Below are 11,665 nucleotides of genomic sequence, written 5' to 3' on the forward strand. Positions count from 1 at the left end.
TTATCTTAAAGTAGTTTCAATTAAATTGAGGTAAAAGGCGGTTGGAGAATTATCTTTATCACAATCTGTTATTGTTTTTAAATGATCTTTTAAAAAATGTTGGTGTAATGCTCCTTCAATTATTGACGAGGCTAATGTTTTTGCAAAAATATAATTTGGGTTTACCTCATGTATCATTTCTATTATTCTATTTATTACTCTTTTGTAAATTAGGAAGAAACCTTCTTTATTTTCCTCATCTATTTCTTTGGTAATAATGGTTTTAGTAAATTCCTGAATGATTATTTTATTCAAAATAGACTCGTTAATATGCAACGTGGTGCTGTCATCTTCCACCTTTTCAGTCACTATGGTAATAGCCTTTTTCAATCGCTCCATAGGATTTGAAACATTATTTGTAGCAAAAACCATTTTGTATTCTATCCAACCCCAATACCAAGACGATAGGTATAGCATTAGTTTGTGTTTGTTTTCAAAATAGCGATAGATAGAGCTTTCGTTAGATTGAATTCGTTCTCCCAATTTTTTGAAGGTAAAATTTTCAAAGCCTATTTCATCAATTAAAAGAATACTTTGTTCGATAATTTTTTTTCCTAATTCAGAGGTCTCCGGATTTTTAACATATAGTTTTGAATTCACCGAAATTATAATATTAGAAAGCATGTTTTGCATAAAATGATATATTTATACGCAAAGATAATAGTAATACTATTAAAAAAGAAATTTTAACTTTTAATTATAACAAAAGAGATTCAAATTAATGAACCTCTTTTGTTTTTCTATATCCTAATCGGTTTTTAAACCTCTTAGTTATTTTTTTTAACTGAAGCGAATGGCTTGCGCATTTTAGAAAATGCAATTCCCGCTTTTCGTTGCAATCTGTCATTGCGAGGGACGAAGCAATCTCATAACAAATTGATATACGCAATGCCAGGATTTCCACTTTAATCGGGGCTATTTAGCAATGGTATTGAATAGAGGCACTATTTCTAAGAAACTTCTGCTTCAAGTTGTCATTCTGACCAAGGAAGAATCCCAAACAAAACATAAAAAAACCACCAAAATCACTTTTGATGGTTTCTGTTATTTCAATAAGTAAAACCGTTGTGTTACTTCGTGCAACCTTTGTGGCTCTTTGTGTTACAGTATAAAGTACTTTCACAAAGTTTCACTAAGAATTAAACTGTAATAGCTTGAGTTTATTTGCAAATCCGCCTATCGTTTTATTGATCCGAAGTCAGGAGACTTCGGATAGCGGGGGAGCTAGACAGGTTTTGTCTTTTGTAAAATCATTAGTTTACAACAACGAATGTTTTGTCATTACTTCTGGTATTTTTAAACACAAATTTAATTAGAAGAAGTAGGATAGATTATGCCTTCAATAGAATTAAATCATAATACATTAAACGAGTTTCTAATTTGGAATTAGTAGCTATTCCTGTAAACTCTTTTTCTTGTTCTTCACTACTAAATAAAGGAATAAATTCGTTGTCAGAATAATATTTTAAAGGTCCAGATTCGTTATAAGAATCCACAACAATAAAACGGCAGCCAGTTTTATTTGAACCATCAATGAACCAAGATTTAATAAAATCCATCAATTGTTTGCCTATTCTTTCCGTTTCCTCTTTTAGGAATCGGTAGTTTTTATTTACCCCAAGTCTTCCAATTAAAACAGCAGGATAGGATTTCATTTGTTTCTGTCTCGGAATGTTTTGAATTATTTTTTTCTTTCGTGCATTAGGTAAAAGAAATGTTTTTATACTATCGTTGGAAATAGTGAAAGCACACACAATAATTTCTGGAGTTGCATCTAAAGTAAAACAATAGGTTTTGCCCAATAATTCAGAGGAATAATTTAAGGCGTCATTACAGAAAAAATCATTTAAATCGGTATTGTCACAATCAAAAGGTAGACATGAATTAATGACTTCGCTGTTATAGATTTTCAGCGTGCATTTATCGAGAAGAAAGCCCAATGTATAATTATATTTTCGCTTTCGCTAAAATTTTAGACGCAACAACCGATTGCTTAGAAAAATCTACAGAAGATTTTTTTGCAGTATTTAAAGCAACTGCCGAAGTAAAAACTTGTGCAGGTTTGTCTCTTAAAACAGGTATTGATTTGATTGCAATAGCCATAATTAAATTAGTTTAATAATGCAAAAGTAAATTAATCATTAAAAATAACAATACAATGAACTAAAATTTAACAATATCTCCCCGCCAGTGTCATCCAACATAGGAGAAATCTCATAATAGTGACAGTATATCTGATAGCCTTGCGGGTGCCTATCCTCGAGATTTATTGATCCGAAGTCTGGAGACTTCGGATAGCGGGAGCTAGTTAGCAATGGTATTGAATAGAGGCACTATTTCTAAGAAACTTCTGCTTCAAGTTGTCATTCTGACGAAGCAAGAATCCCAAACAAAACATAAAAAAACCACCAAAATCACTTTTGATGGTTTCTGTTATTTCAATAAGTAAAACCTTTGTGTTACTTCGTGCAACCTTTGTGGCTCTTTGTGTTACAGTATAAAGTTCTTTCACAAAGTTTCACTAAGATTTAAACTGCAATAGCTTGAGTTTATTTACAAATCTGCCTATCGTTTTATTGATCCGAAGTCAGGAGACTTCAGATAGCGGGAGGTCAGTATAGAGTTTCGGTAAGACCTTATTGAGCTTCGGTAGGTCAGTATAGAGTTTCGGTAAGACCTTATAGAGCTACGGTAGGTCAATATAGGTTTTCGGTAGGTCAGTATAGAGTTTCGGTAGGTCAGTATAGAGCTTCGGTAGGTCAATATAGGTTTTCGGTAAGACCTTATAGAGCTTCGGTAAGTCAATATAGAGTTTCGGTAAGGCTTAATGCTTTTTACATAAGGCTTAATGCTTTTTACATAAGGCTTAATGCCTTATAATTTTGTTTTTTTTGCCACAGATTCTCACGGATGCCACGGATTTTTTAGAATGCCACCGTTTTGACATTTAAACGTAAAAGCCACAAACGAATTTGTGGCCTTTAAAAAAATACTAACTGAAACTTTTATTGTTTTACAATTTTAAAAACCTGTTCTTTATTTTCAGTTTCTGCCTTAATAATATAATTGCCAGAAGGCAAAATAGTTAAATCCATATTGAACTCACTACTGTTCTTAAACTGATTAATTAACAATTGCCCAAGCACATTATAAACAGAAATTTGTTTTAGTATCTCATTAGATTTTATCGTTATAAAATCCTTAACTGGATTCGGGTTGAAATCAATCGTTAGTAATTGATTTTGATTAACTCCTAAACCTAGTGTTACAGTTATTGCTAATCTTGGACCTTCGCAACCATTAACTGTTTGACTAACATAATAAGTTGTACCAGAAACTAAGGGAGTTGTATTTGAAATGGCACTATTTCCAGCGGAAGTGCTATACCATTGAATATTCGTCCCGGTCACAATAAGATTAGCTAGTGTGTTACCAGTACTAAATGTTTGACTTGAAGTTCCAGTCGGAGCACTCGTTGTATTTAGTATTGTAGCGCTTGTAGTTGAAGAACAGGAACCATTAGTAATTACACAAGTATAACTTCCAGAAGCAGTAGCAGAATAAGTAGCTGACGTTGCTCCTGAAATAGTCACTCCGTCCTTTTTCCACTGATAACTGTTAGATGAGCCTGCAGGCACTGTTAATAGTTGAGACCCACAAAAAGAATTTGTTCCGTTAGGACTCATTACAAAAGAACTTGATAATACCGTTACATCCGATGTTTTTGTACAACCTGATGAACTGTCTGTAACTTTAACGGCATAACTACCCGTAGCAGTAGGTAAATAATTGATATTTATTCCACTTACAATAGTATTTCCATTTAAAGTCCACTGATAGGTTAAATTAGTTCCTGAATTAGCAACCAAATTAAAATTACTTGAAGCACATACCAAAACCTGCCCAGAAGGAGTCATTGTTGCAATTGGTAATGGTTTAAATGTAATATTTATTGCGTCTGTATAAGTTGTGTTATCTAATGTCGCAGAAACACCATAATCGCCCGCTAATGTTGGAGTAAAGGTAACAGATTGTCCGTGAGTGCCATCAAACCAAGTAGGAGTAAATCCATTTGGCCCTGCATAATTTAGGGTTACAGGTGTATCAGGACAAATTTGTAACGCATCACCTTCTTGAACTAAATTGGCATTAGGGTTCGCTCCATATGGAAAAACCACTTTTTTAAATAAAGGTCCCCAATTATTATTTACATCTTTTGCACGAATGTTAAATAATATTGGTCCTGAAGCAATATCCCAAGTGGCTTGAGTTCTAAAAATGGTTTCTACAGCCTCGTCAAGTGCACCGTCAAAAGCTACAATAGTAGTTCCGCTGCCTTCTCCTGGATCAAAATTACCAAAGAAATATTCAAACTTAGTAAGTTTTATTTGTCTTGAATTAGAAGTATTTGGCATAACAAACATAACTTTTTTGAAAATGGGACCCCATAAGTTACTTCCATCTTTTACCCTAATATTAAATAATACAGGTCCAATATTTGTTTGAGTATTAACATAATTTGCAATTATACTTTCCACCCTTTCATTAAACACTCCATCTTCTGCAATTAATATTGTACCGTTACCATTTCCAGGGTCAATAGTTCCCCAAAAATATTCTGCTGCAGTAATTTTTTGCTGTGCATTAATACAACTGCCTACTAATAAAAATAATAGTATTAACTTTTTCATACTACTTAATTTTTATGGTATCCTTTAGCTTTAATATCTATACTTTGACCAGGAAACAAATCCGTTGGCATATCTAAATCAAAAATAAACGCTTTGCTATTATTCGAGTTTGATGTCGGATTGTAATTTAATAGTGAATATGGACCTCCATTTCTTCCCCTATCATTAATTGTTAAATCAATGTCGTAAAATTGGTGATTAGGATTTCCTCCATCAATTTCGTTAGCTGGTCCTTGAATATTTGTTAAATTTAAAGGAGAACCAGATGTAGGGTTAATGAATGCTGTTTGAAGTCCATTATATGAAAAATCAAAAAATCCTGGAACGTTAATATTGGGAAAATTATTAGACCCTAAAGAAACCCAGCCATAACACATGAAATTAGGAGGCATGGTTGGATTGTTTTGCCCATTTATATAATACCATCCACTAGGTCCATTACAACACCAGTTCCATGAAGGCATCCATTCATTGTAGCTCATAGGTGAGTTTGGCAAAGTAGTATAACTTTGTTGATAAAATAAACCACAATTACCACTAGATGCTGTCACAAACCCATTAATAAATTTATTACTAGAAAAAATAATATTGTATCTTGGCACACTTGAAATGGAAAAATTTAACACACAATTATCTGTAAATTCATTATTTGTTATGTAGTTTTTTATATTTTCATTTGCATTCCATCTTCTAAAAGATAAATCCCGCATAGAATTATTTGCTACTACCACAGGATAATCATTATTGAAAACCCCAATCAAAAACTGTACTTGATTTGCTATTATTAAATTACGTTCAGTTATGTTAGGATTATCTTGAGGCTCATCCATTAGAGAAATTTGTTTTGTTATATTCTTTATTACATTACCATTTCTAAAAATAATCCCGTTTGTAATTTGATTTTCAATAAAATTCACTTGATAATAATCATTATCAAACGATAAATATTCCGAACTACAATTTATAATACTTATTTTACTTCTGTTTGAAGCTATGCCTCCTATTATTGGACTAGCATTAAATGAATAAATACCTAAATTAAATCCTATTATTTCTAATTTCATTCCTGCAAAACCACTAATAATAATATTTGCATTGAAATTAATTGTTGTGCCAGGAGTTTGGGGCATTATCTGTAGTGATTTTGAAATTGTTAACTCTGGTTCATTATAGGTTGTAGAAGCAATAATTATTCTATCCCCGTTTACTGCAGCATTTACAGCGGAAGTAATTGAAGTGAATAAAGTAGTTCCATTACCTGCGGAAAGGTTGGGGTCAACAAAACGGTCTGTAGCAAAAATGCTGGTAGCCGTAAGAAAAGTTAAAATTGTAAAGATTTTTTTCATGGTTATTTTATGTAAAATTGATTTTTTTTATTCGTGTATAATTTTGGAAAGCTTAAATAGACAACATTAATTATTACGGTCACAGAAAACTAAAGATTTACATATTCGTTTACTTTTTGGACATTTTCTTAAACCTAAAGAAAAGGATTTGTTTTTTATAAGTTGACTAACTACATTATTTACTGACTGACAAGTGTTTGCATGACCTATTACATTTTTATGAGTTCTTATCCAAACATCGAGTGATTTTGGTTTTGGATGTAGACTTAAGATTACTTTATTTGATCCTATAATCATATATTCAATTTTGCTTTCTTTGAAGTGTGCTATTAAATCCTGAATAGGAATTGTTTTATTATTAGCATGTGGTAATATTATTTGTTCCATTTTCCATTTTTTATTAATTAGCCCGCCTAATGAGTTTCGTATAAATATTTTTACATTTATTTATTGTCTTGAAATAGTTGCTTTACGTAATTTCCTACAAACTTACAATTGGAATTAAGAAAAAAACTTTTGTAAAATTTCTTTAATTGAATAAAAACGTCTAATTTTGAACTATTAATACTTTTATCATGATACAACAAGCAGAAATTAAGATTAAACAAATAAGAGAGTTGAAAAATATTACACAAGAATATGTGGCTCAAAAGTTGGGCTTATCTACTCGGGCGTATAGTAAAATAGAATCGGGTGAAACGCAATTAACCATCAATAGGTTAAATGAAATTTCTGAGGCATTAGGTGTTGGTTCTATGGAAGTATTGGGTTTTGATGATAAACAGGTTTTTAACAATTGCAAACAAGATGGGTATATTGGAATAAATCATATTAATATTCCAGATAAATTAATTCAGCAATACGAAGAAACTATTCAGTCTCTTAAAGAACAAATACAATTAATGAAATTGCTACAAGATAAATAATTTTTTAAGTTACTCTTACAGTGCCAAATATATTCCGTTACAGTAGGAATCTCATAAATAGAGTCAGTAAATCCTATTGTATTATCTGTTTTTTTTGTATAACTTTGGGATGTATTCGTTAACAGCTTGTTAGTGAAAACGGCAGGTAGTATTAAATTAAAAATAATGGAAGCACAACAATTACAAACCGATAAGGTAAATATAATCAACTGGATTAATCAGTTACAAGATAATTCACTTATTGAGCAAATAAAATCCATGATGGTATCTGATATTTGTTTGTTGTCCAATGAACAAAAAAACGCTATAGACGAAGCCTTAAAATCTATAGAAAAAGAAGGAACTACTCCGCACAATGCTGTAATGGAAGAAACTAAAAAACGTTTCCCTCACCTTTATAATAGATAAATTCGGATGGAGATTTCTTGGTCGAAACTAGCAAAAATCGATGCTAGAATAATTATCAAGATGTAGGTAAATTTACTTTATAAAAAAAACTGGCAATTGCCAGTTTTTTTATACTATTAATATTTTAATACTATTCTACAACAACGAATGTCTTGTCATTACGTCTGGTTTTGCAACCCCCATTAATTCTAAAATAGTAGGAGCAATATCCCCAAGAACGCCATCGTGAATGGTTTTCAATTCTTTATCTACCAAAATAATGGGCACAGGGTTGGTAGTATGCGCCGTATTTGGTGAACCATCTGGGTTAATCATCGTTTCGCAATTTCCGTGGTCGGCAATGATTATCGTGGTGTAATTGTTTTCAAGAGCCGCCTCAACAACTTCTTTTACACAAGCATCTACCGCTTCGCAAGCTTTTATAGCAGCAGCCATTACGCCAGTATGTCCCACCATATCGCCATTGGCAAAATTTAGGCATACAAAATCTACTTCTCCTTTTTTAAGTTCGGGAATTAAAGCATCTTTCAATTCAAAGGCGCTCATTTCGGGTTGTAAATCGTAGGTGGCTACTTTTGGAGAATTGCGTAAAATTCTAGTTTCTCCCACAAACGGAATCTCTCTTCCGCCAGAAAAGAAAAACGTAACGTGAGGGTATTTTTCGGTTTCGGCAATACGAATTTGGGTTTTACCCGCCTTTTCTAAAATCTCTCCTAGCGTTTCGGTAAGGTTGTCTTTGTCGTAAATTACATGAACGTTTTGGTACGTATCATCATAATTGGTCATGGTAACATAATACAAATTCATTTTGTGCATGTTGAATTCGTGCATATCTTTTTGCGAAAGCACTTCGGTCAACTCCCGACCTCTATCCGTTCGGAAATTAAAGAAAATAACCACATCGTCTTCTTCTATTTTTGCTAATGGAACGCCATTGGCATCTACCATAACAATAGGTTGCAAGAATTCATCGGTTACATTTTCGGCATAACTTTTTTGGATGCTTTCTACAGCATTAATAGAGGGAGTTCCTTCATTTTCAACCAATACATCGTACGCCAATTTTACTCGTTCCCAACGTTTGTCCCGGTCCATAGCATAATAACGACCAATGATGGTAGCAATTTTTGCATTGGAACCTTTCATGTGGTTTTCCAAATTGGCAATATCTTTCGCAGCCGATTTAGGGTCTACGTCGCGCCCATCGGTAAAGGCATGTACGAATACTTTTTGCAAACCAAAGTCTTTGGCAGCATCCAACAATCCGTACAAATGCGAAGTATGTGAGTGCACGCCGCCATTAGAAACTAATCCTAAAAAATGTACTTTTTTGTTGTGGTCTTTGGCATATTGAAACGCATCCAAAAGAGGCTTTTCTTGGTTCATGGTTTTATTTTGAACCGCCAAATTTATCTTAGCCAAATCTTGGTATACAATTCGTCCGGCACCCAAATTCATGTGGCCTACTTCGGAATTTCCCATTTGTCCTTCGGGCAATCCAACATTTAAACCATCGGTTCTAAGTTGTGCGCTAGGGTATTTGGTATATAAACTATTTATAAAAGGAATAGTAGCATTATCTATAGCAGATACTTTTGGATCGGGAGATTTCCCCCATCCGTCTAGAATCATTAAAATTACTTTCTTGTTCATGAGATTTTATTTTTTACAAAGATACTCATTTGCAAAATCGCAACTTAAAAGAAGGGGTTAAATTTTAACTAAAAACAACGAAAACGTTTTAGTGTTTGTTAAGAATTTACAAAGCTATTAGTTTTAGTACTAATGTTTTATTCTATTGTAATCGATAAAATAACGAACACTAATGGAAAGCACATTGTTTAAACTATCGGCTCTAAATAAATTTTTGAAATTTTGTCCATAGTCTTGACTAAAATCTGCATCGGGATAATAAGAAGAACTATTTCGGTACAAAACAGAAATTTGGCTTCCGGGAGCAAACCACCAAGAATACGATAAATCGAGATTCCAAGAATTGTAATACCGATCTTGGTTGGTAGTATAGGTCGTGTTATCGGTTAAGGTGCCGTTTTCTTGTAGGGTCATGAATTTATTGTTCAAGGCATAACTCCAATAATGACGCACGGATAAATTGAAGTTCATTACATTATTTATAGAATATTTTCCTTGCAATGCGTTGCTGTAAGTGGTTCTATTTCTTCGAGCAAAAATAGTGTTGCTGCTATCGTCAAATGCTACCCAGCCCACATTATTGTTTTGGTAATTATACGAAAACGAATAACTCAAAGAAAATTTATCGCTAAAACGGTATCTAGGGGTAATAGATGCATTAAGGTTGTATCGGTTTTTTTCATTGATAATTGAAAATGAAGGATTAAAATCTAACGCAAATTTTCGGTTGTAATTGGTAGAAAGATAGAACCAAGGGTTTATGAATTCCGGTTGAACAACGTATTTCATTTCAAAATCGGATCTTGGTTCGTAAAAATCGGATGTTTTCAAAGGTCTCAAACTAAATCCGATTCCATAGTAGTCGTTTTTCTTATTGGTAGTATTTATATCTAAAGAAAAATTGGCGTTTTGTAATCGATCCGTTCGATTGTCAAATTCTACGTATTCATTTAAATTAAAGTAAAAACTGTTGAATCGTTTGGTTGGATTTAATATACGGTAACTTTGGTTGGTATAAATATTGTGGTAATGGGTTTGGTAATTGATTCCCAAATCGTTTGGATCATAATCTTTTGAATAGAATTCCGATCCTATGGAATATCTAAATTTGCCACTAGTTTCTGCAAGATTTAGAGACATTTCATGTCCTTTTTTATTTTCGGAAGTGCCAAAATCATTTACATAACTGTATTTGTAATCTCCTGAAACGTTGAAGGTGTTTTTTGTGGTATTCAAATCGAAAACCAACGCAGAAACATTAGCATCCCTAAATTCACCATTTCGGGTTACGTTAGTATTTACAAGGGAAACTGAGGAGTTTTTTCTAAAGCGTTGGTTCAAAACCAACACATTGTAATTTGCTAAAGGCTCAACCAATTCTTTTCGTTCTGCACCAGTAGCCGTGTTTTTTATTTCGGCAAATGTTTTATCGGTAACCGCATTTAACACTCCAATTCCCAAACCACTTTTAGTCCTTCCAGAAATTTTTAAAGCGTTTAAAAGGTTAACTGTTGCTGGGTTTTTGGTAAAAATTTCATCCGTTCCAAGATTTGCATAAGTAGATGGTCCGCCTCCAATTCGTCGGGAATAAAAAATGTTGCCTTTACTAAATAGGTCGGTTCCTTCGGTAAAGAAAGGTCGGTTTTCACTAAATTGTTGCTCGAACGGACTTAAGTTCAGTACTATATTATCGTATGCTGTTTGGCCAAAATCGGGAACCATAATAGCATCTAATGTAAAAGCATCGTTAATGCCATATTTAATGTCCAATCCCCCTTTAAGTTTTCCAGTGGTTTGTTCTTTTGTGCTATTAACATAATAGGAAGCATAAGGAATTAAAAACAATCGGGTAGGGGTTTCTATGTTTTCGATACCATCTAAAATTCCGGCCTGAACGCTTTCATTATTAATTTTATTATCAATTAAATTCCAGCTAAATTGCTGCCGATCGCGACTTACATCTCTAAAGAAATTCAATCCCCAAGTTTGTTTTTTATCCGAAGAAAACCGAACGGCAGCATACGGAATTTTCATTTCCACCACCCATCCATAACTCGTGATTTCTACATGACTATCCCAAATGGCATTCCAAGAGTAATCTTCTCCATTGGTACTGGTATAAATACAATCCAATTGTACTCCAGCTGCACTAACAATAAATCGCGATTCTTGTTGGCTGTCGTTATAACCATTAAGGAAAACCGCAAACATATCGGCGGTGGCCCAATCGTCTCTAGAAGTTAATTCTTTTCTGATTTTTGTTGGTTCATTATCGTATAAAATTGCTCCAATGTATATAGCATCATTGTCATAAACAACTTTAACTTCCGTTTTGCGGTCTTTGGATTCGGGTTTGCCATTATCGGGCGAGGTCATGGTGAAATTGGTTGCAATCTCTGCATTTGCCCAAATCGGTTCGGTTAACTTTCCGTCTATAGCGATTTTTTCGGCACAAAATTTGGTATGTAATGTTTTCTTAGGAGTTTGGGAAAATCCAAAGAATCCTATTAATAAAAATATAAAACAAAGATTTAAAGATAATTTGTGCATAGTATAAATTTCAATCGGCGAAGTTAAAATGTCCTGTCGTACAATAGACTAT

General features: G+C 33.2%; 11 protein-coding genes. 2 read left to right on the plus strand and 9 right to left on the minus strand.

From position 1 onward, the window contains the following. The 7 genes from ACIQ2J_RS07895 to ACIQ2J_RS07925 all read right to left on the minus strand — a co-directional run bounded on the left by ACIQ2J_RS07895 (position 1) and on the right by ACIQ2J_RS07925 (position 6,463). The gene (locus tag ACIQ2J_RS07895; protein WP_396168317.1) at positions 1 to 672 is read right to left on the minus strand and encodes a TetR/AcrR family transcriptional regulator; all 672 of its coding nucleotides are present in this window, start codon (positions 670 to 672) and stop codon (positions 1 to 3) included. Between the two features lie 286 nt (positions 673 to 958). Further along, positions 959 to 1,162, minus strand: a complete 204-nt coding sequence (locus tag ACIQ2J_RS07900) for a hypothetical protein (RefSeq protein ID WP_396168319.1) — start codon at positions 1,160 to 1,162, stop codon at positions 959 to 961. A gap of 208 nt (positions 1,163 to 1,370) precedes the next feature. Next, positions 1,371 to 1,979 (minus strand): N-acetyltransferase, encoded by a 609-nt coding sequence (locus ACIQ2J_RS07905; protein WP_396168321.1) that lies wholly within the window; start codon positions 1,977 to 1,979, stop codon positions 1,371 to 1,373. A 7-nt stretch (positions 1,980 to 1,986) separates the two neighbouring features. Continuing rightward, entirely contained in the window at positions 1,987 to 2,142 is a 156-nt protein-coding gene (locus ACIQ2J_RS07910) for a hypothetical protein (RefSeq protein ID WP_396168323.1), read from the minus strand. 902 nt (positions 2,143 to 3,044) lie between these two features. Beyond that, on the minus strand, positions 3,045 to 4,730 hold the full coding sequence (locus ACIQ2J_RS07915) for a T9SS type A sorting domain-containing protein (RefSeq protein ID WP_396168325.1): 1,686 nt from the start codon (positions 4,728 to 4,730) through the stop codon (positions 3,045 to 3,047). Positions 4,731 to 4,735: 5 nt separating this feature from the next. Beyond that, a complete protein-coding gene (locus ACIQ2J_RS07920; protein ID WP_396168328.1) occupies positions 4,736 to 6,076 on the minus strand; it encodes a hypothetical protein in 1,341 nt (446 codons plus the stop codon). A 66-nt stretch (positions 6,077 to 6,142) separates the two neighbouring features. Continuing rightward, entirely contained in the window at positions 6,143 to 6,463 is a 321-nt protein-coding gene (locus ACIQ2J_RS07925) for a hypothetical protein (RefSeq protein ID WP_396168331.1), read from the minus strand. 188 nt (positions 6,464 to 6,651) lie between these two features. On the opposite strand from ACIQ2J_RS07925, the gene ACIQ2J_RS07930 reads away from it, so the two are divergent. Both ACIQ2J_RS07930 and ACIQ2J_RS07935 read left to right on the plus strand, forming a co-directional pair. Continuing rightward, positions 6,652 to 7,002 carry a helix-turn-helix domain-containing protein gene (locus ACIQ2J_RS07930; RefSeq protein ID WP_396168335.1) on the plus strand — a complete coding sequence of 117 codons (351 nt, stop codon included), beginning with the start codon at positions 6,652 to 6,654 and terminating at the stop codon, positions 7,000 to 7,002. A 165-nt stretch (positions 7,003 to 7,167) separates the two neighbouring features. Then, on the plus strand, positions 7,168 to 7,410 hold the full coding sequence (locus ACIQ2J_RS07935; protein ID WP_396168337.1) for a hypothetical protein: 243 nt from the start codon (positions 7,168 to 7,170) through the stop codon (positions 7,408 to 7,410). Positions 7,411 to 7,545: 135 nt separating this feature from the next. On the opposite strand, the gene gpmI is transcribed toward ACIQ2J_RS07935, so the two are convergent. Together gpmI and ACIQ2J_RS07945 are read right to left on the minus strand one after the other, a co-directional pair. After that, a complete protein-coding gene (gpmI, locus tag ACIQ2J_RS07940) occupies positions 7,546 to 9,063 on the minus strand; it encodes a 2,3-bisphosphoglycerate-independent phosphoglycerate mutase (protein ID WP_396168339.1) in 1,518 nt (505 codons plus the stop codon). 129 nt (positions 9,064 to 9,192) lie between these two features. Further along, positions 9,193 to 11,613, minus strand: coding sequence for a DUF5916 domain-containing protein (locus ACIQ2J_RS07945; RefSeq protein ID WP_396168341.1), 2,421 nt, complete (start codon positions 11,611 to 11,613; stop codon positions 9,193 to 9,195). Between the last annotated feature and the right edge of the window lie 52 nt (positions 11,614 to 11,665).

Source organism: Flavobacterium sp. (assembly GCF_044357305.1).
GTDB lineage: Bacteria > Bacteroidota > Bacteroidia > Flavobacteriales > Flavobacteriaceae > Flavobacterium.